This window comes from Alkalihalobacterium elongatum (assembly GCF_019024285.1).
GTDB lineage: Bacteria > Bacillota > Bacilli > Bacillales > Bacillaceae_F > Alkalihalobacterium > Alkalihalobacterium elongatum.
Window position 1 is genome coordinate 1 of sequence record NZ_WMKZ01000011.1, and the last position, 20372, is coordinate 20372.

The 20372-nt window shown below is 34.9% G+C and carries 18 protein-coding genes; 1 reads left to right on the forward strand and 17 read right to left on the reverse strand.

Annotated features, from left to right (window positions below; translation table 11 throughout):
• Positions 1–160: 160 nt before the first annotated feature.
• The 13 genes from GKP30_RS12545 to hmpA all read right to left on the reverse strand — a co-directional run bounded on the left by GKP30_RS12545 (position 161) and on the right by hmpA (position 15962).
• The gene (locus GKP30_RS12545; protein ID WP_216829798.1) at positions 161–592 is read right to left on the reverse strand and encodes a DUF5392 family protein; all 432 of its coding nucleotides are present in this window, start codon (positions 590–592) and stop codon (positions 161–163) included.
• Positions 593–868: 276 nt separating this feature from the next.
• Positions 869–1954 (reverse strand): hypothetical protein, encoded by a 1086-nt coding sequence (locus GKP30_RS12550; RefSeq protein WP_216829799.1) that lies wholly within the window; start codon positions 1952–1954, stop codon positions 869–871.
• 271 nt (positions 1955–2225) lie between these two features.
• On the reverse strand, positions 2226–3419 hold the full coding sequence (locus GKP30_RS12555; RefSeq protein WP_216829800.1) for a DUF418 domain-containing protein: 1194 nt from the start codon (positions 3417–3419) through the stop codon (positions 2226–2228).
• 277 nt (positions 3420–3696) lie between these two features.
• Positions 3697–4131: a MarR family winged helix-turn-helix transcriptional regulator gene (locus tag GKP30_RS12560; RefSeq protein WP_216829801.1), complete on the reverse strand. Its 435-nt coding sequence runs from the start codon at positions 4129–4131 to the stop codon at positions 3697–3699.
• A 50-nt stretch (positions 4132–4181) separates the two neighbouring features.
• Positions 4182–4658, reverse strand: a complete 477-nt coding sequence (locus GKP30_RS12565) for a glutathione peroxidase (protein WP_216829802.1) — start codon at positions 4656–4658, stop codon at positions 4182–4184.
• A 258-nt stretch (positions 4659–4916) separates the two neighbouring features.
• The gene (locus tag GKP30_RS12570; protein ID WP_216829803.1) at positions 4917–7643 is read right to left on the reverse strand and encodes a cytochrome P450; all 2727 of its coding nucleotides are present in this window, start codon (positions 7641–7643) and stop codon (positions 4917–4919) included.
• Positions 7644–7904: 261 nt separating this feature from the next.
• Positions 7905–8468, reverse strand: a complete 564-nt coding sequence (locus GKP30_RS12575; RefSeq protein ID WP_216829804.1) for a GNAT family N-acetyltransferase — start codon at positions 8466–8468, stop codon at positions 7905–7907.
• Positions 8469–8760: 292 nt separating this feature from the next.
• Positions 8761–9882, reverse strand: a complete 1122-nt coding sequence (locus tag GKP30_RS12580; RefSeq protein WP_216829805.1) for an amidohydrolase — start codon at positions 9880–9882, stop codon at positions 8761–8763.
• Positions 9883–10311: 429 nt separating this feature from the next.
• Positions 10312–10770 carry an effector binding domain-containing protein gene (locus tag GKP30_RS12585; RefSeq protein WP_216829806.1) on the reverse strand — a complete coding sequence of 153 codons (459 nt, stop codon included), beginning with the start codon at positions 10768–10770 and terminating at the stop codon, positions 10312–10314.
• Between the two features lie 451 nt (positions 10771–11221).
• Positions 11222–11998 carry a VOC family protein gene (locus GKP30_RS12590; protein ID WP_216829807.1) on the reverse strand — a complete coding sequence of 259 codons (777 nt, stop codon included), beginning with the start codon at positions 11996–11998 and terminating at the stop codon, positions 11222–11224.
• A gap of 163 nt (positions 11999–12161) precedes the next feature.
• Positions 12162–13370 carry an L-2-hydroxyglutarate oxidase gene (gene lhgO / locus GKP30_RS12595; RefSeq protein ID WP_216829888.1) on the reverse strand — a complete coding sequence of 403 codons (1209 nt, stop codon included), beginning with the start codon at positions 13368–13370 and terminating at the stop codon, positions 12162–12164.
• A 118-nt stretch (positions 13371–13488) separates the two neighbouring features.
• Positions 13489–14631 carry an MFS transporter gene (locus GKP30_RS12600; RefSeq protein ID WP_216829808.1) on the reverse strand — a complete coding sequence of 381 codons (1143 nt, stop codon included), beginning with the start codon at positions 14629–14631 and terminating at the stop codon, positions 13489–13491.
• A 98-nt stretch (positions 14632–14729) separates the two neighbouring features.
• A complete protein-coding gene (gene hmpA, locus GKP30_RS12605) occupies positions 14730–15962 on the reverse strand; it encodes an NO-inducible flavohemoprotein (RefSeq protein WP_216829809.1) in 1233 nt (410 codons plus the stop codon).
• Between the two features lie 190 nt (positions 15963–16152).
• On the opposite strand from hmpA, the gene GKP30_RS12610 reads away from it, so the two are divergent.
• Positions 16153–16587, forward strand: a complete 435-nt coding sequence (locus tag GKP30_RS12610; protein WP_216829810.1) for an Rrf2 family transcriptional regulator — start codon at positions 16153–16155, stop codon at positions 16585–16587.
• Between the two features lie 82 nt (positions 16588–16669).
• On the opposite strand, the gene tatC is transcribed toward GKP30_RS12610, so the two are convergent.
• The 4 genes from tatC to GKP30_RS12630 all read right to left on the reverse strand — a co-directional run bounded on the left by tatC (position 16670) and on the right by GKP30_RS12630 (position 20135).
• Positions 16670–17380 (reverse strand): twin-arginine translocase subunit TatC, encoded by a 711-nt coding sequence (gene tatC, locus GKP30_RS12615; protein ID WP_236035070.1) that lies wholly within the window; start codon positions 17378–17380, stop codon positions 16670–16672.
• A 262-nt stretch (positions 17381–17642) separates the two neighbouring features.
• Positions 17643–17834, reverse strand: coding sequence for a twin-arginine translocase TatA/TatE family subunit (locus GKP30_RS12620; RefSeq protein WP_216829811.1), 192 nt, complete (start codon positions 17832–17834; stop codon positions 17643–17645).
• Between the two features lie 27 nt (positions 17835–17861).
• Positions 17862–18434 carry a RidA family protein gene (locus tag GKP30_RS12625; RefSeq protein ID WP_236035071.1) on the reverse strand — a complete coding sequence of 191 codons (573 nt, stop codon included), beginning with the start codon at positions 18432–18434 and terminating at the stop codon, positions 17862–17864.
• Positions 18435–18497: 63 nt separating this feature from the next.
• Positions 18498–20135, reverse strand: coding sequence for a flavin monoamine oxidase family protein (locus GKP30_RS12630; protein ID WP_328703153.1), 1638 nt, complete (start codon positions 20133–20135; stop codon positions 18498–18500).
• Between the last annotated feature and the right edge of the window lie 237 nt (positions 20136–20372).

Consider the following 20372-nt stretch of genomic DNA (forward strand, 5'->3'; position numbering starts at 1 on the left):
GGCTATGTACTTACCGCTACAAGGTTGTACTCGGGACTTTCACCCGTTAGAGTTCGCCCATGCTGGGCGAACAAAAATAGCCCAGATTATTTCTGGGTTCCTTACTATCTCCTCCTGTATATTCGGTTTTTCCTGGTCTTAGTTTCAGTTTTCAATATCTTTAATTCCCCATTTTCTTAATACGTTCTTCTTGAGATAAGAAGTCGGAAAAGACTTGAAAAGCATTCATTGGTTCAACGCGTACTTTTTCGATGAATTTTTCCTTAGAATATTCGGGGACAACCTCACTTTTTTGAATTTTATCATTAATATACTCTATGCTTGTTTTATAGATTTCTTTATTTTGGAATTTTACTTCCTTATATAAAGCGACCCCAACAGCACCTAAAAGAGAGAAAATAAATGTAAAAACTATATTATTTATGTCACCAAACAGGAGGTGGTATAAATTAATTAAAGAAAAAGAAATCATTGTAATTGAAATTATCGAGAATACCGTGCTTTTTTTGACCAAAGGTGCAATTTTATGTTGTAACTTTTCAAATTCTCTTTTGCTGTAACTAGAGACATCGTCCATTCTCATAGGTAACATATAGTCTCACTCCTCTATATAATACTGTGTCTTTAGTAAGCTTATCATCATAGCTCTGCTATAAATCATCTACCTCTTATTTTACGTTATTAATTAACGTTTATCCTATTATAGAACGGTTATGTGAACTGAATATGAATTGACGTTGTTAAGATTGTGAGAATAACCTACCTAAAAATGCACCTAAATGACATCAGCACTGCCAATACAGTAAATAAATAAAAAACTACCCTTATTACTATAAGGGTAGTTGATTTTTTTTAGTAGAAAAAAACATTATCGAAGTCTTATACTCGTAATATAATCTAGTGAATAATCTTCATTTATTTTTTCTAAGTTTAAAATAATACTTTCATCTGACTCCATATATTTTTTTGGAAATCTGTACATATAATATGCTGTGACAGTCGTATCTTTTTTTACTTCTTCGTAAAAAGCAAATTCACTGTTATCGTTAATTAAGTAATCTACCATCGGAAGGTAATCATGAACTTCATTTAGGATAAGAGGCATATTCAAAGGGCTTCCTAAAGATATATTTATAGCCTGACTTGAATTATTTGTTACTAGAGCTTCAACAACTAAAAAAGTAAATAGCTCATCATCCATAGCATACACAGTAAATCCTTCATAGTTTGGAGGGTTTACTTCATCACTAAAGAAATGGGTTACATATTCAAAATCGAACACACCACCAATATCTATTGGCCCTTTTTCTGTATAGTTAATAGTTAGTTTGTTATTCATGTTAGATACTGGCACAGTCTCAAAATTTTCAGTATCAGTTATTCCATTGTTTTGAACATCAATTACTACATCACTGTCACTATAGTTTACTTCTTCCTCAATAAATAAATCAAATAAAATTGAACCTAAAACTAATAAAAGAAACCCTGCAGTAAACAAAACTCCTATCACTGTCAGAGATCTTCTAAAAAATGTTCTCTTTTTTGGCTCAACATGTTGTTCACCTAAAAAGTCTAAAAACATTCTGTATAGTAGATCTGCCCTTTCTTTAGTAAGTTGGTCCAAATCAAATATATTTCCATCATCCGTAATCATACATATAAGAAACCTGCCTGCATTTTCTTGATCCTCATATTTTCTTACATCGGATAACTCTGTATGTTCATAATTGAGGCACTGGAAGTCCTTCATACTTCCTGGTCTTGCAATGAATACAACACGTTTATCGGTAATAATAAATATCCCATCGATCTCCCTTGATACTCCTACAAAAGACGTAACGATCTTTTCATTAGACGTCAAAATATCTTTTAAACACTCAAGCTCTAAATCATTAAGACTTACATAACCATTAGAAGCAGAGAGCACCTCATTTTTTACTATTTCTAAGTTCATCAGTCCTCACTCCTTTCCTATATTTGCTGTTTTTAATTTTTTATATCATGTCCTAGTTAAAATGAACGATTATGGATATATTTGGGTAAAACAAAGATGTCTAAAAGTATATCATAGGAATTATCTATAAATACGAAAAAAAATAAAAATAGGAAATTATTATCAATAATAAATAAATTATATAAGGATTTATATTCAACAAGATCTTTTTTTAACATCTTCAATAATCTAAAAAAACAGGAGCCTCTACTAAAGCCCCTGCTTACACATGTTAATTAGAATAAGTCCATCTTCTCCATAATGCTTCAAGTGGCCCTTGTGAAAATCTTTTTAACCAAAAATGGCTAACAATAACTTGGAAAATAATAATCATTGCAGCAATTGCCACTCCAGCCCCAGTACCTACGGAACCAAATAACCCAAATCCAAATCCATATAAGATAAAAATACAAATAATTGATTGAACGATGTAATTGGTAAGAGCCATTCTTCCAAATGCAGCAATAGGAAGGAACCTCTTGATACGATCTTTGTTTTGAAACGCTAATATCATGGATGATACATACCAGAGCATAAGAAGTGGACCACCAATAATATTAACCGTATAGGCTAAAGTATAAGACAACCAATACGGTGTACCATTATAAAGCAGAAAGACGAATAAAATGGCTAATATTCCTCCACTCCAGAAAGAATGCAGTCGAACTTTTTTCCAAAGCGGAACAGATCTTTCAATATGATGAAACATACCTTTTTTCCCCATGTAAAGTCCGATGAGAAATAGGCCTAGAACATTTGGTAGTGTAAAAATCAAGTTTAGGATCATAAGCGAAACTTCATTCAAAATACGAAACTGAAGAATTTCAGCATAGGTTCCTGTAGAAAAGACAAGCATGGCTTGATCGAATAGTTGTTGTCGCTCAACTTGTAACTCAGAGTCAAACTGCATTAGTGCACCGTATCCAAGAAGTGAAATAAACATGATCACCATGGAAACAAAAACGAAGACAATTGCCCATATTAAGATCGTTTTTGGACTTTTATTTATAAATAACATTAAAAACAAACCAGCAATTGCATATGTATGAAGAATATCCCCAGACCATATAAATGTCACATGTAAAAATCCCATTACAAGTAAAAATAACGCCCTTTTAGTAAAATACCGATTACCGTTTAATTCCTTTTGTTTCATGCGCTCATAAAAAAGAAAAAAACCTAGTCCAAATAAAAGTGAAAACATCGGATAAAACTTTCCATGAATGAAAAGATGTAATAAATAATCAATGATTTGATTAATTCCCCCACCGATTAATAACTCCCCATCTAAAACAAAGTTTGCTTCCTGAAAAACTGGTGTTTTAAAGGCAACCATATTTGCCATTAAAATCGCCATTAACGCAATACCGCGGATTATATCGATCGTTATAATTCTTTCGTTAGTACTTGTAGGTTTAGCTTCCATTTTTTTCTCCTTCATACTATCTTAATTAGACAATATATCAACTATATATTTTGCACCTGCAATTAGCCATCGTAAGTTTTTATTGTCCCTATACTTTTTAACCTCTTCACATTCCCATGCCATGTTAAAGTTTACCATATTCGCTCTCATAATAGGACGTAAATACAAATAATTTCCTTTTAGCTTTTACACCACCCCTTATTCATCTAGTTTTTTCCTTTTGTTTTTGCAATAAAAAACCAAGCGATAATTTATTAGCATCGCTTGGTTAGGTTTCTTATAATAATTTAGTTAATTTCTTTTGTAGTATTGTTAACTGTTGCATCAAGCGTTCGTATTCTTCTCTCTCGATATTACAAGTTTGGATGGCTTCACTAACTTTTGTAGTAATATTTCCTTTCTCATCTATACCTTTTTGCTGCAAGGTGATATAAACATTTCGTTCATCCACAGTTGAGCGTTTCTTTTGAACCCACCCGTTGGCTTCCATTCTTGAAATCATTGGAGTTAACGTCCCTGTTCCAAGGCGAATTTTTTCACCTAGCTCTTTCATCGTCACTTTATCTTTTTCCCAAAGAGCCAATAAAACCAAATATTGTGGGTACGTTAACCCAAAAGGCTGTAAAATAGTCGTATACAACTTCGAAAATTTACCAGCTGTTTCATAGATAGCAAAACATAATTGTTTATCTAACGTTAAAAAGTCGTCCATACAAATCACCTGTTAATTACTGTAAGTCATTCCCGCGATAGAATACAGTACTATAATAATTTCTGTAAATCTTCTTCAATCTTACTCGGTTTAGTCGTTGGTGAATAGCGCTCGATTACCTGACCATTGCTGTCAATGAGAAACTTCGTAAAGTTCCACTTAATAGCATTCGAGAATAGACCTTTTTTCTGCTCCTTTAAAAACACAAACAGAGGATCTGCACTTTCGCCGTTGACATCAATTTTGGCAAACATAGGAAAAGTTACACCGTAGTTGACTTGGCAAAAGTTCATTGTCTCTTCTATGTTATCATACTCTTGATTGTTAAATTGATCACAAGGGAAACCTAAAATTTCTAACCCTTTTTCATTATACTTTGTATACAAGTCCTGGAGTCCTGTAAATTGTGGTGTTAAGCCGCATTTACTTGCTGTATTAACAATAATTAACGGCTTGCCCTCGTAGTCTTTTAACAACTTTTGTTCACCATTTGTCATTTTAACTTGAAAATCATAAACAGAAGACATTTAATTTCCTCCTTGAGATTTTATTCTTTTATTTTATAATTAATCGCACACAATTAAATCGTACACGATTAAATTGCGTATGGCAAAAATTTTGCCTGTTAGTATGGTACAAACTAAAAATAGCATACCAATTACTAGTTTAATTGGTATGCTAAATCATATTCTCTTTACAATGTTTGTCCTCGTAAACAGACTACCTAACCCAAAATCTATACTTTTCTTGCACCCTCAATTCTTAAAACAAACTCAAATAATGTCCTAATACCTAAAGTTTGTAATAGAGCTATTTGAAATTTGTAAATTCGATTTTTGTTTATCGATATAAAGAATAACCTCTTCTCCTGTCTCCCATAACCCCCAAAACTCCGATGAAGAATTACAGTCATCACTGTTATTACTACAGAATGGAGCATATGTGATTGATATAATTTGCTTTTGTTTTAATACTGAATAACTCGTGATCGGAAAGAGTCTTGGTTGTAACGGAGACGCAATTTCTAGTAAACGGTTAAATGGTAGTTCACAAGCTTCGTATTTTTCTAATAAATCGAGCAGGGTAATTTGTTTTTTTACAATTTGTTCCTCGTACACTGACTTTTCTAGGCAAGCATTAAGCTCTACTTTGTGTGGAGGACATACAGTATAAGTGGCGAGTTCGTGAATTTGGTCTGGAGTCGCTACTTCCACTAAATTTATACTATGACGAAGTAAAGTATTAAGACTAACTGGCTGGTCCATTGGGAGGTGGGCGTTAGCCTGTGGATCACCTGATAAAATTACATGATCACTTGGTTTCCAGCCGTACCGTTTTAAAAGACGATTAACGTCTTGTTTTTTATTTGTAGGAAAAATACCAACACGATCACCCGCCTCATAATTAACCCCAGCGGGCAATGTTATTTCGACAACCCGATTAATTTTAGTGAAATCGCTCGTTTCCTCTTCATATACTTTTAAAATCGTACCATGAACAGCTTCGTATGACTGAGCAAGTGGGATATGTACGAAGCTATTTACAAATTCAATACTAATCTTACTTGCATCTTCTTCTTTACTACCATTTTTGTCTTTCCCTAAAGCAATAAGGACATCTGACCACACTTGTTCCATCCAATCTTCTAATTGCTTTTCATAGTCTCCACTTCCATCAACCTCTCCACGCAGTGAAAACCTCTTCGCCCCTTTTATAGAAAGTTGCTCGTCAATCCACCTTGGTACAGCTTGGTACGTATTAGCCCAGTTCATATCACCGCAACCTAAGACCGCAAACTGAACTCCTTTTAACCTACCTTGCTCAAGGAACTCTAGCCATTGGACAAACTGACGTGCATTTCTCGGTGGTTTCCCATTATATGAAGAAGTAACGATTAGTACTAAACCCTCTTTTGGTAAATCACCAACACGTTCATCCAGTGCGACTACCTCACTTCGAATTCCTAAATTAAGTGCTTGCTTTGCTAAGCCTTGGGCAATGTCTTCTGCTGTTCCCATATTAGAGCCGTATAATATAAGTATTGACTCATTTTTGTCTCTACCCCTTAAATCTGGCTTCAATTGACTATTCATCTGGAGTCCTTCATTAGTTATTTGAAAACTACTAGGACTTACTTGGAACGATGTTTCATCTCGTAATCGAACACGAATGTTAAAACCATCTGGCTTTAAAGTTAAAGTTTGTTTGATTTTTAATTGATAGTTTGTATAATCAATTAATTCAAAATGTTTAAGAATCATCCCTAAAACTAAAGTAGCTTCATGTAAAGCGAACTGCATCCCAATACATGCACGCTGCCCATTACCGAAAGGCTTATATGCACCATCAGGTATTTTACTTTGATCCTCAAACCGCTCTGGACGAAACTGTTCAACATCCTCTCCCCACGCTTCTTTGTCCCTGTGCAGCTGCGGTAAGAGAATGGTTACATCTGATTTCCTTTTAATTGGATACTTCCCTCCAATTACCATATCCTCTTTCGCAAACAGGGAAAACTCTGGGGCTGTTGGATATAAGCGGAGAGATTCATTTAGTACCATTTTTATATATTTGAGCTCTAGCACTTGTTGATACGTAGGGATACCATTTATAATAACTCGGTCAACTTCACTATACGCCTTTTTTAGAGCTTCAGGATGCTTCAATAAAAAATATAATGCAAATGACAATAATCCACTTGTTGTCTCGTGTCCTGCAATCAAGAATGTTATAATTTGATAGCGTATATTTTCATCATCTAATTGCTCACCCGTTTGTGGGTCTTTGGCATTTAGCATTCTAGCAAGTAAATCCGTTTCTCCCCTATCTCCTTGTTCTTTACGTTCGGCAATAATTTGATCTACTAGAGAGAACATTTCCTGCGTATCGCGTGCAAATTGACGTTTTTTAAGTACGGCTAGTTTGTTTTGTATCGGTAGTCTAGTTCCTCTGTACATTGCTTCTTCCAACGACCGAACCATATTTAAAATAAACGGATGAGAAGTTTCTTTGTAAAAGCTATTAAAACGATAATTAAATCCGCATAAACCGATGGTATCAAGCGTTAATCTAGTCATGTCATCTGGTATATCAATACTTTCATTTGGGTTTAGACGTGCCCATTTATTCACGAGCTGCGATGCAATGTCTATCATCATTGAATGATATCCTTTCATCGCTTGTTGACTAAAAGATGGAAGTAAAATATTATGTGCCTTTTGCCAGTTTGGATTTTTCGTTCGACTAGTAAATAACCCATCTCCCCCAATCGGACGCACAGGAACTAAACTCGCAATACTTTTGTCAAAGCGAGTGTCATTACAGACTTCAGCTACTAGTTCATAACCCGAAAGAACGATAGTGGAATAGCCAAAAGCTTCAAAGCGATAAATTGGTCCATGCTCTTCTGCTAATTTACAAAAAGATAATGTAGGAACCTCTTTATCTATTAATGGTAAGTTACCAAGTGGACCAAATGTTTTAGGTTGCGGGATCAGCATTGATTTTTCCAAGAAAATATCTCCTCTCAAAAATACTAATCTTGTCTTAATTATCACTCGGTACAGAAGATGATTCCAAATACTGTTATATAGGTAATAGAGAAATAAACATAGTTATACTTCCATACTTTTCACAATATCACTACAATTATATTTTACCATCTTTCTCCAAATAGTCGAGCTCATTTTTTGAATTTTCAAATAAATGTAATTATATTTGAATAACTTTTCCTGTTGTTTGCAAATAAAAAAACGAGCGAATGTGCTCGTTTTTTACGCTTCTTTTAGTTGGCTTTCTTCGTTAATTTGGTGATTTTGTTCTCTAATTTTGTACAAGTGATATTGGTCCTTTTCAATTTGGAATAAATCATAAGTAGGACCATGAGCATTAATATATTGATAGACATCCGTTCTTATTTCATTTGCAAGTATATTATATGGCAATTTATGTGCAGCTTTAAGAGAACGAATATTTTCTTTCCGAATTCTCATAAACACCGTTTGAATATTAAGTTCAAAAAAGAGTTCACTAAAGAAAGCATCTTTTGCTAACTGATTATAACCTTTTCCAAAGTAAGGTTTACCGATCCAAGTACCAAGAAAACCAGTACCATCTTGAACATCAAATAAATTGATGGTTCCTATCGGATTACCCCACTCATCAGTAATCGTACGTGAGATGATTTCACCACGTTCCTCAGCCTCAATAGTTTGTTTCGTAATAAATAAATACTCTTCATATGAGTTTGCCTTGTGGCGAACAAAAGGAAAAACAGCAGGGTCAATCATTAAATCATATAACTCATGACAGTCCGACAGTTCACGTTTTCTTAGCATTTGAATCCCTCCTTAGTATAGAGGGCAGTCCTGTAGTGTAAGACCCACCCTCGAAGTTGTTTAAAAATTCGGGGTGGGAATCGAACCCACTAGAACCAGTTTGAACTGGTGGCGCACCAATTGCCTTCCCATTTCCTTATAATCAGTGAAAAAACGCCGAATTTCTGTTTATTTAATTATTATTACTGATAATGCTTGTGATATGACTGAAATACTTCCTAATATTCATATTTACTCGATCACCTTCTATATAATAATCGATTTATTCAAAAAAGGGAACCGATTTTTTTATTTATTTTTTGTAAATAATTTCCCCATTAATCATTGTCATAATGGGTGTTGCAAGATAGTGGAATGGTTGCTCATTCCAGAGAACTAAATCCGCATCCTTACCAACTTCAAGGCTCCCAACCTTATGGTCAACACCAAGATTAAGTGCTGGGTTTATTGTAATTCCTTCCAATGCTTTTTGTTCATCTAGTCCTTCACGTACCGCTAGCGATGCACAAATATTTAAATATTGAATTGGTGTATATGGATGGTCAGTCGTTATTGATACGTTAATCCCATAGTCTGTTAATATTCGATAAGTCTCCCATGTTTTATTTTTCAATTCAATCTTTGAGCGCCTCGTCAATGTTGGCCCAACCGTTACATGTAAATTTCGACCACTCAACTCTTCGGCTATCAAATGTCCTTCAGTACAATGTTCTATTCGTAAATCTAAGTTAAATTCCTCTGCAAAACGTACAGCAGATAAAATGTCATCTGCACGGTGAGCATGAATCCTTACGGGAATCTCCCTGTTTAATGCAGCAAGCAGTGGAGCAATTCTAAGGCTTTCAGGATCATCACTATTATTGGCAAAAATAAATGCTTCTCGAAGCATCCCCATAATGCCCATCCTCGTAATTGAGTCGTTGTTTGTTGAGCGACTATGAATCCGTTTCGGGTTCTCACCTAACGCTATCTTTAAACCTGCAATTTCTTTAATCAACATCTTTTTTATGCTCTTACCATACGTTTTAATGACGGAAGTTGTCCCACCAATTACATTCGCACTTCCTGGCATCACGTGAACCGTCGTTACCCCATATTTGACTGCATCTTTAAATCCAATATCAAGAGGATACACTCCATCGATTGCACGAATATGCGGTGTAGTAGCCTCTATTGTTTCATTCGCATCATTCCCTGCCCACCCAGTTCCTTCATCATAAAGACCAAGATGTGTATGGGCATCAATAAAACCTGGGAGCAAATGAAGGCCCTTCCCATTGATAACTGTCATAGAAGAAGTCTGCTCTATATCGGTTCCAACTGCGGCTATTTTACCTTCTTTTACAAGTAAGTCACCATTTTCTATTTTCTTTGAAGTAATTGGATAGACCGTTGCACCTTTAATTAAAATCAATTCATACCCTCCTTATTTGTTAAGTAGATGAATTAGCTTTCTTTTAATTGATTTAATAATAGTCGTTGACCTTAACAAATATGTAATGGAAATTACTTGTTAGCCTAAATTTGAATAAATATCTAACTTGAAATTATTAAAGTTTAAAAATAACTACTTTTCATTATCCTCGATACAGTTTTCCATATAATAACAACCTATATTCTTATTGAATAGTTGTATTGGAAAGTTTTGATATGAGTCTAAGTTATCCGAGCCGTCAAAGTTTGGTGTTGAGTGAAGTCTATACTCTTTACCAAAACTAAATTAAAAAGGTTAGTCTTCAGGAGAAAAGAAAGAGCTCTCATTCAAATGAGAGCTCTTCTATCGCAGTGCTATCACTTGCTATCTATTTGGTAGCGAAGTGATATTTTACATATTATGTAGAAATCAAATAATTGGTAGAGAGTATCTACTATACCCTTCACCTTCGTAATCATATCTTTCACATATTGTGTATTTACGATTTTCTGATGAAGTTTTTAGTCCATTTTCTTTAAGAAATTGCCCAATTTTTTCTCCAGCATTGTCATAACACTTCTCACTATTATCAATAGCCACTACACATTTCTGTGGGTCTATTGTCGTCTTAAAAAACCATTCTGGAATTCCTTCAAATGAAGAAACTTCAACACAAAGAATATACACATGAGTTTCAGGATTTTTCTGCACATCACTTTGAGGCCAAATTCCATAATGAACTTGTTCGTTTATGACCTGTGGTAAATGTTTAGCTACTGATAATAAACCTTCTTTTGCATTTTCATATTTACTGGGCATAGCTTTTAAACTTATACATGGTATACCAATCAGTTTCAATTCGTTATGCTCTACTATTTTCACTGTCATTTTTTCTCCCTTCAATTATTACCCTAATTCTTAACATTTAATATCATCAATAGGATCATATAGTTTCACATTAATAAATGGAGATACTTGTTTTGTTTCATCATATTCTTCTATTGTCCACTCTCGAATTTTCCTACTTAAGTTCTCTTTTGCGATTTTTTGATGTAGGATTTATAAGTTTGATGGATCTTTTTTGCTTCCCCTTCATACTTTATGGAAGCATAAGTTGCTTTACTGCGTTTGGTATTTCTTTTTGATAGTCTTCTATTGTTGGGCAATGTATACGTATTCCTAGAAGGATTCGATCAACTTTTTTTACAATCTTCAAGTAGGATTCACCCATTCCATGAAAATAATAACTAATTACAATATTTAGAATTTTGCGCGTACAACTCTTTAAACAAACTTATTCTATCGGAGAAATATTTTTTCCAAGCGATCACTCGCTCGGTTAATGAGGCTCACATATCATAATTACATGGCCATCAGGATCGCGAATAGTGAAAAAGGAACGTCCCCCGTGCCCTTCTTTTTCTGTGAATATCTCGATATGATTGCTCTTAACAAACGTATACGCATCATTAATATTGTCTGTTTCAAACATAAAAGAAACCTTATAATTATCACCATTTAGATAACGATTATTATCAAGTAAGATATTGGCACCTTTTTCACTTTGAATTTCAACAATGGTTTCATTTGAGTTGATTAATCGTGGTTCAATACCTAAAACTTCAAAATGCCATTTGACTGCTTTTTGCATATCGGAAACGTTTACAAAAACGGCTGGGATCCTGTTATGAATAGGTGTATGGGATACTTTTTCCAATGGCCTATTATTATCATCACAACTACAAACCATAAAAACATTTCCATCTAGGTCTTCAAAATTAAAGAAAGTTAATCCATCGTGAGGGGTTTCAATTTCTAGCGTAATGTTGACTCCCTTTTGTTTAAGATACTTATAGGCCTTGGGAATACTTTTAGTACTGTACATATATAATGGAGCATTTTCTTTGCTCCATTCACCTCTGGCAATATTTACGCTATTATCATCCAAAATTAAGCCTGTGAAATTGTTCAACTCCATCCAATAAACAGGACCACCATTGAAACGTTCTTCTAATACGTTTAACCCAAGTAAATTACTATACCATTCTGCTGAACGTTGAAGATTACTCACATGAACAAAGACACTATTAATGGAATTTTCAATGAAATGACTCATTAATTTTTACTCCTCCAATTTACAATTCATATCCCTTATATTTCACCTTAAAACGTTCTTTTCCTTCTATTAGTTTTGACTTTCTTCTAGGTTAAAAGTTCTCTTTTTTCGAGAAGGTAATTCGTATTACTTCTATCATAAAAGTAAATACATACTTAAAGGATTAATAAAACGTACTTAAATGCTCTTTTACCGAGAGTCTCCGTACGATTTCCTTCCCTATCTGCAAAGAGGCTGTCGCAGCGGGTGAAGGGGCATTGCATACATGAACACTCCGTTTGCCAACGATTATATAAAAGTCATCTACTAAACTACCATCCATCTTCAACGCCTGTGCCCTAACACCAGCTGGAGCAGATACAAGGTCGTTAGCTGTAATTTCTGGGATCAGTTGCTGTAGACTTTCTACAAACTTCTTCTTATTCATTGAACGAGCGATTTCTTCGAATCCTTCTTTGACATTTTTACGAGCTAATTTCCAAAACCCTTGATATTTCATAATCTCGAGAAAATCACCAAAGTGAAAATCTGTCTTTCTATAGCCTTCTCTTTTTAAGCTAAGCACTGCATTTGGACCTGCTTCAACTCCTCCACCTATCATTCTTGTATAGTGTACCCCTAAAAAGGGAAAAGATGGATTAGGTACAGGGTATATGAGATGCTTTACTAAATTCCTTTTTTCAGGCTTTATCTCGTAATATTCACCACGAAAAGGTACAATTTTCATATCCATTACATAACCAGCAAGATTTGCAATCCGATCACTATGTAACCCTGCACAATTAATCATAAGTTTAGCTTTGTACGTTCTGTTGTTCGTACCAATTTCAACGTTTGTACCATGTTCTTCTATTTTTTCTACCTTTGTATTTAATCTTAACTCCCCTCCGTTTTCACGAATTATTTTTACAAATGTTGTACTAACCTGCTTATAGTTAACGATTCCTGCCATCGGAACATGGATTGCAGCTTTTCCATTGACATGAGGTTCAATTTCTCTTAGCTCCTCAACACTAAGTTTTTGGATCGCCAATTGATTTTCAACACCTCGCTTGTATAAGTTTTCTAATAGTGGAATTTCATCCTCATTTGTTGCAACGACGACTTTCCCACAAATTTCATGTTCAATCTGATGCTGTTGGCAAAACTCAACCATTGACTGATTACCTAGTCGGGCAAACTTAGCTTTATAACTACCAGGTTTATAATATAGACCTGAATGAATAACACCGCTATTATGACCTGTTTGATGTGAAGCCCATTCTTTTTCTTTTTCTAAAATAACTATTTTTGCCGTTGGGTACTTTTCAAGTAATGCTTTTCCAACTGATAAACCGACAATTCCCCCACCGATAATAGCAAAATCATACATCATGTTTATTCCCCCACTAACTCTTTGCAAGCTTAATTATTGTGATCTTCTATTTGATGTTAAGTTTATCAGAAGTCCAACTATAGTTGTTTTATAATTTCAAACTTTCTAACGATAATTACCGTTTTCTTTCTAAAGCGTAGGTAATAAGTGCATACAATAATACTGCTATCAAAACCAAACATCCACCCATAAAAAATTGATAGCTAGGCGTCAGAGGAAATAAACCTGCCAAAAAAGACCCACAAATAACCCCTAATGAAAAAAATGCATAAAACAGCCCAAACGCTTTACCTCTTTGACTTTCACTTGAACACTCAATGACTGTTGCACTTGCTGACGGAAAAATCTGCGCAAAGCCAATTCCATAAATAGCCATAGCAACAAACATCTCGGTTAATGTATCAGCTAGTGTTAAACAAAGAAGCGCAATTGAAATAACAATTAATCCACTTACCATTAAACGAGTTTTTTTCCACTGGTCAAAAAATTTATTAGTTGGAAGGATAAAAATTAATATTGCTACCAAACCGAAAACACTTAGGAGTATTCCTGTCATTTCCATTTTTATATTCAGTTCGGATACTTTTAAAGGTAATGAATATGTAAGTAAGCCTAATGTAAAAAGTAATAAGAAAATTGATAAATAAGCAGGCATGAGGACAGTTATTTTAGGAAATTTACTATCTTTTTTGGTTTCTTTATCTACTGTTGCAAACTTTAATTTTGTTTTTTCTTTTAAGGAGATAGCAGCCAGAATACCAAACCCAATCATTAATCCTGAAATTAAATAGAATAAAAAGGTATAACCAAATCGTCCACTTATAATGGCTCCTAGTGCTGGTCCTGTTATCGCAGCTATACCAACACCTGCACCTGAAAAGGCCATCGTTCTTCCATTTGCATCTCGTCTTCCTCTTGTACCTAAATAAGTAAACGCTGCAGGGACAATTAAACCTCCAGCAATACCGTGAAGAAAACGAATCACCAGTAATTCATATGGATTACTAGCGAGAGAATAAAAAAATACAACACCCCCAACTGCTAGCATTCCTATAAATAAAATTCGCTTAGGGCCAATCCGATCAATCCAAATACCTGACAAAACATTACCAACCATATTTGCAAATGAATACATTCCAATAATAACACCCACTAAAAAAGGACTAGCTCCTATATCAATTGCAAAAGGGGCGATTATTGGAAGTTGAGAAAAGGTATCGATAAAGGCAACAGCAATAATAATATAAACTAAAACCATTCGTTCCACCTACAATAGTAAGAAATATTATGTAACAAAATCAAACGTAAATAAAAGAGGAAGTTTTATTAACTTCCCCTCGTTTATTTGTTTTATTTTTACTTTTCTAGATCCCCAGCTGGACCAAAAAATTCAAAATGGATCTGTTCCTCTGGTACTCCCCATTCTTTTAGTGATTGATTGATCACTTTCATAAATGGTACTGGACCACAGAAGTAAAACTCTGCATCGTTACTCGGGACAACTGATTTTAACCAATCAAGATTGATAAACCCTTCTTTTTGATAGGTCTGAGCTGTTCGATCTTGTTCTGTTGGCTGCTCATAAGCGACATAATAATTAATGTTGTTACTTTCTGAGACGACTGTTGCCACTTCTTCTTTCAACGCATGATGGTTACCATTTATCGCTGCATGAATATAGGTGACTTGTTTTTCTGGCATTTGCGCTAATGTTTTTAACATACTAATCATTGGTGTCTGCCCTACACCACCACTAATTATTACGATAGGACGGGCTATTTCTGTATTAAGTACAAAATCACCTGCTGGGGCTGTTACTTCGAGAACATCTCCAACATTCACTTTGTTATGCAAGTATGTTGACACAATACCTGCTGGAATATCTTCACGAGTGTCTTCCCGCTTTACACTAATACGATAATATCCTTTTCCTGTAATATCGGATAAACTGTACTGTCTAATATGGTTGTATTCTTCACCGTCAATAATCGCTTTAATTGAAATATACTGACCAGGTAGGAAATCAGAAATTCCCCCGCCATCAACAGGCTTTAAGTAAAATGATGTAATGACATCACTTTCACGCTCTTTTTTAGCGACTGAAAATGGACGGAATTCTTTCCAGCCACCCTCTTTACGTTCTGCTTCTTCGTACATTTCCTTTTCCACAGAAATAAACACATCAGCTATTACTCCATAAGCATCTGCCCATGCATTTATTATCTCATCTGTAGCCGCATCCCCTAATACGTCTTTGATTGCCAATAATAAATGCTTTCCTACAATTGGATAGTGCTCGGCTTTAACATTTAAACTTCTATGTTTATGAGCAATTTGTTTTACTACAGGAATTATAGCTTCTAGGTTATCAATGTGAGCAGCAGCTGCATAAACCGAGTTCGCTAATGCCTTAGGCTGCTTCCCTTGCTTTTGATTTGCGTGGTTGAAGATGTGTAATAATTCCGGATGATTTTCAAACATCATTTGGTAAAAACGTTTGGTAATTGCTTCCCCATGCTCGGCAAGCACTGGCACTGTTGATTTAATAATATCAATCGTTTCTTGACTAAGTGTTTTTGTAGCTGTCATATCCGATCATCTCCCCAAAAATTAAAACATATATTTAAAATACATCTTTAATTTAAACATGAGATAGTATTTAAAGCAATATTTTAAATACATCTTTTCATCAAATAGTCATAATTTAAATAAAATACTCTTTTATGGTACTATGGTAAAATATAAATATATTACTTGTTTATTGAACGGAGGAGTTCATATGCAGTTAACAACTTATACAGATTACTCTCTTCGTGTTCTTCTATATTTAGGTACTCAACCTGCGGATAAACTCGCAAGTATTAAGGAAATTTCCTCCACTTATGGAATATCGAATAATCATTTAAGTAAAATTGTTTATGAGCTAGGCAAGCTCGGATTAATCGAAACGATAAGAGGACGGAATGGTGGCATAAAGCTCGCAAAATTACCTAAGGACATTAACATTGGAGCTGTTGTAAGGCAAACCGAAGACTTAGAAGTAGTCGAATGTTTTGATATAGATCGCAATCAATGTATCATAAGTTCTGGGTGCCGTTTAAAGCATGTACTCAATGAGGCGATGAAAGCATACTTACAAGTGCTTGATAAGTATACCCTTGAGGATATGCTAGTGAATAAAGATTACTTGAGAACGTTACTATCCAAAGCATAGATACTAAAGGTCAGGATTACCTTACTAGGAGCCTGACCTTTTATTTCTTATCGAATTTGTTACTTCAATCTTCATATGAATTTTAACTCGCTTCTTTAAGAACCTTTAATCTTTTTCGATACATTACTTTTGATATACTAATACTTATTTCATACAGTAAAATGAGCGGAGCCATAACGATAAGCGCTGATACAAAGTCTGGTGGGGTAACGAGTGTCGATATTATTGTTAACATTAAATACCCTATCTTTCTCGTCTTAGCAAGCATAAGTGGATTAATGATGCCTAACTGCGTTAAGAACATAATAATGATTGGCATTTCGAAAAGAAATCCTATAGGTAGTGTTAAGTGTAATAAAAACTTAAAGTATTTTTCTGCAGTATACATTGTATTGAGTTGGTCTGCAGCTAGCGTTTGTAAAAATGCCAGGACACTTGGAAATAATACAAGATAACCAAACAGGATACCAACTGTAAAACAAAGCATTAGTAAAGGTAAAAAGATAAAGACCGCTTTCCGCTCATTCTTATTCACCGCTGGCTCAACGAACTTCCATATTTGATATAGAGCAATTGGAGTTGTTAGGATGATCCCACAGGACCCAGCGATTACAAAATAAATCCACAAAATATCACTCGGACCTAATATTGTTAACTTTTGATCTGCTGCCACTATAATCCAATTATAAATATCCTCGACGAAAATAAACGAGACAATAAATGATAACAGAAAAAAACTTAAAACAAATATAAGCCTCTTTCTAAGTTCCTCTAAATGTTCTACCAAGTTCATTTCTTTAACAGATATTTTGACCACATCCTTTTTATAAGGCTGTTTTCATTTACTTTGTTATTTTTGGACCGTTTTTTGAAATAAACAGCCTTTTCTAAACAAATTCATTAGTCAGAATGGCTATTTATTTTCAAAAGCTTCACGCTATGCGTGAAGAGCCAAGCTCCGTATGGCTTACGGTCCAAAAGCAACAATCATTGAGAAAAGAGCGTTTTTAAAAAAGAAGATGTAAACATCTGGTTTACACCTTCTTATTTAATTCTTAGCTTTTCACTTCTTTAGACTTTTCTTCTTCTCCCTCACCCCCATTCACTAAATCTTTTGTAGCACTTTTAAATTCACTTAACGTTCTACCAGCAGCCCTTCCAATCTCAGGAAGTTTTGAAGGGCCAAAAATAACTAGTGCAATAATTAATACTAAAATTAACCCTGGAACTCCAATATTTTGTAGCATTTCCTCACCTCCTACTAATCAATATTCTTATTTATTTCCTTTTCCTGGATTAACATTTTTATAGGCAACTTCTGCTTCAATTTCTATTAACCAATCAGAGTTAACTAAACCTTCTACTCCAACAGTAGACCTAGCCGTTTTAACTGGATTTTCTTCCGTATTAAAATACTTTGCATAAGCATTAAACCAGCCTTGATAGTCGATTTCACCAGGGTTTTCTGGATGTTCTGGATCTGGAACCACATAGACACGTAAATAAGTGATGTCTGACATCGATAATCCTTTTGCTTCTAAATCTTGTTTAAATCGCTCTAAGATTGTAATCGCTTGTTCTTCTGTATTCCCGTATCTTTCATAAATGGTTGAACCATTTTTATCTTTTACAACTGGAACCGTGCCACTGAAATAAAGTTTGTTATAATTATGTGGTATCGCCACTGAGCTAGATATGGAAGAAGTCGGGCTTCCGAAAAATACGACATCGTTTCCTCTCATCAGCTTGACCATATCACCATTTGCTGCCGTAAACGTTACCCCTGCTAACAAGCTTGTCACAACTATTGCAGATGCTACAATTTTTTTAGATAATTTTTTCATCATGTATTCCTCCTATATTTTCTATACTTTTTTAATATTTTCGTTGTTATTAGGTCAACTAGTTATCTATGATGCAATGCTTGGACTTTTCATTACTTGTTCATGGATACCACCTACAGCAATTAATGCGGATTCAATGGCCCCTGACATCCATCCTGTCATATAACTTAAATGTTCTCCTGCTAGATAAATTCGCCCATCTGGTTTATTTAAAGTAACGTACTCATTCTGCCTTTGTGAGGCAGTGTAGTTTGCCCATCCACCTTCGCTATACTCTATTTTATGCCATGCTAGAGAAAAGCTAGTTTCTAACTCTTTCTTATAATTGTCGCCATGAATTTTTGCTCCTTGTGCTAAAGCATGTGCTTGGCGCTGGGCTATTGACATATCCCCAAGAGCAACAGCATCATTACCAAAATTATAGTAACCAACAACAGTTCCTCTTTGTGTTCCATACCCTGATGAAGGATACCAAATTTGATTAATATCAAGGTTCGTTGTTGTCATCCCACCATACACACGCTCATCTTCCTCCCAGAAGCGACGTTTGTATTGCAGACCAATTTTACCTGTCGTCGCATAACTAATACTTCCTATGGCACGTTGCATTTCTGAAGAAAAATCAGCAGGTATTTTTGATAATACTGGTAGAGGTATTGTACAAATGCAATAGTCTCCCGTAACTTCTCTTAAGTTACCGCTTCCTGCGCCATTCCCTTTTCCTTTTCCAGTAAACAAAATTTTTACACCATCTGTTGATTGACGAATTTCTTTCACTTCAGCACCAAAGGTGATTTTACCTGGAAGCTGTGCTTCAAACGCTTTCGGTATCGCATCCATTCCCCCAACAGGCTGGAACATGTTTGGCTGTTGATTAAAAGAATATTCACCACTAATACTATTAGGCATATTAGACGCAAGTAATTGAGTTAAAGTATATGGTTCACCAACTTTTCCTGGCTCTAACCCTGCTGCTGGAAAAATATCATATCCACGAGCACTTGATCCTGTATATTGATAGTTCGCATTTAATCCACCCTCACCACGAAGGTAAGTTAGTAATCTTTCTTTATCTTCGTTAGATAGCTCGCTATCTAACGCGGTCTGATAAACTGCCTTTGCTAATAATTCAGAAACTTGCCCTCTAATATCTGCTTTAATCATTTGCTTTCTAATTTTCGTATTGGCTAGAGCACCGACATTTTCACGGTAATAGTAGGCGTGTTCGTTAGTATTTGTAAATATTTCAAGCGGTACACCTAGTTCACGGCAATAGTCCATTGTAATATGATGCTGCGGGATCCTTGCTGGCCCAGCATTAAAGTATTCCCCTCTGGCAAATTGAGCAGTTTGCCTAACACCGCCAATTTCGGTTTCAGTTGTACCAGAGCGTACGGTCCAATTTCTACCACCAACACGATCACGTGCTTCTAGGATTTTACAATCATAACCTGCCTTTGACATTTCATAAGCTGCACAAAGACCTGCTATCCCAGCCCCTAAAATAATAACCGTCTTACCATTTTTCTTTCCATTAGGTAAGTCACCCTTTTTTGGTAGGTTGAAATCACTTTTCATAGCATATGTAGGTGTTCCGAATAACCCTAAAGTATCCATTGCACCAAATACAGCTACAGCGCCACCTACTTTTCCTACTTGATTTAGAAAATCTCTTCTTGTCATATTTTTATTTGGTTTCCCCACTCTCTAAATACCTCCTTTGTTTTCATAACTAAATAGTACAAGCATTCTCGACATAAAATAACAACTTTGACAGGAAATTTAACAGAATATTTTGAATAGTAAAATAGTAGTGTTGAAACTGTTGGGTTTTTAAAATAGAACACTGATTATCTAAGTTTTATGTCGAATTAACAAGAAATTCTGTGTAATTTTATTTAGGACTGTGTGAAGTCTTTTACATTTAATGACAAACTACAC

What these genes read in the sequence shown, in the direction of transcription:
- GKP30_RS12620 (WP_216829811.1), bottom strand. Translation starts at nt 17,834, where the DNA reads ATGCTACAAAATATTGGAGTTCCAGGGTTAATTTTAGTATTAATTATT.
- GKP30_RS12565 (WP_216829802.1), bottom strand. Translation starts at nt 4,658, where the DNA reads ATGTCTTCTGTTTATGATTTTCAAGTTAAAATGACAAATGGTGAACAA.
- GKP30_RS12575 (WP_216829804.1), bottom strand. Translation starts at nt 8,468, where the DNA reads ATGCTAAGAAAACGTGAACTGTCGGACTGTCATGAGTTATATGATTTA.
- lhgO (WP_216829888.1), bottom strand. Translation starts at nt 13,370, where the DNA reads ATGTATGATTTTGCTATTATCGGTGGGGGAATTGTCGGTTTATCAGTT.
- GKP30_RS12590 (WP_216829807.1), bottom strand. Translation starts at nt 11,998, where the DNA reads ATGAGTCATTTCATTGAAAATTCCATTAATAGTGTCTTTGTTCATGTG.
- GKP30_RS12560 (WP_216829801.1), bottom strand. Translation starts at nt 4,131, where the DNA reads ATGGACGACTTTTTAACGTTAGATAAACAATTATGTTTTGCTATCTAT.
- GKP30_RS12545 (WP_216829798.1), bottom strand. Translation starts at nt 592, where the DNA reads ATGTTACCTATGAGAATGGACGATGTCTCTAGTTACAGCAAAAGAGAA.
- GKP30_RS12625 (WP_236035071.1), bottom strand. Translation starts at nt 18,434, where the DNA reads ATGATGAAAAAATTATCTAAAAAAATTGTAGCATCTGCAATAGTTGTG.
- GKP30_RS12610 (WP_216829810.1), top strand. Translation starts at nt 16,153, where the DNA reads ATGCAGTTAACAACTTATACAGATTACTCTCTTCGTGTTCTTCTATAT.
- GKP30_RS12550 (WP_216829799.1), bottom strand. Translation starts at nt 1,954, where the DNA reads ATGAACTTAGAAATAGTAAAAAATGAGGTGCTCTCTGCTTCTAATGGT.
- GKP30_RS12555 (WP_216829800.1), bottom strand. Translation starts at nt 3,419, where the DNA reads ATGGAAGCTAAACCTACAAGTACTAACGAAAGAATTATAACGATCGAT.
- GKP30_RS12600 (WP_216829808.1), bottom strand. Translation starts at nt 14,631, where the DNA reads ATGGTTTTAGTTTATATTATTATTGCTGTTGCCTTTATCGATACCTTT.
- GKP30_RS12585 (WP_216829806.1), bottom strand. Translation starts at nt 10,770, where the DNA reads ATGACAGTGAAAATAGTAGAGCATAACGAATTGAAACTGATTGGTATA.
- hmpA (WP_216829809.1), bottom strand. Translation starts at nt 15,962, where the DNA reads ATGACAGCTACAAAAACACTTAGTCAAGAAACGATTGATATTATTAAA.
- tatC (WP_236035070.1), bottom strand. Translation starts at nt 17,380, where the DNA reads ATGAACTTGGTAGAACATTTAGAGGAACTTAGAAAGAGGCTTATATTT.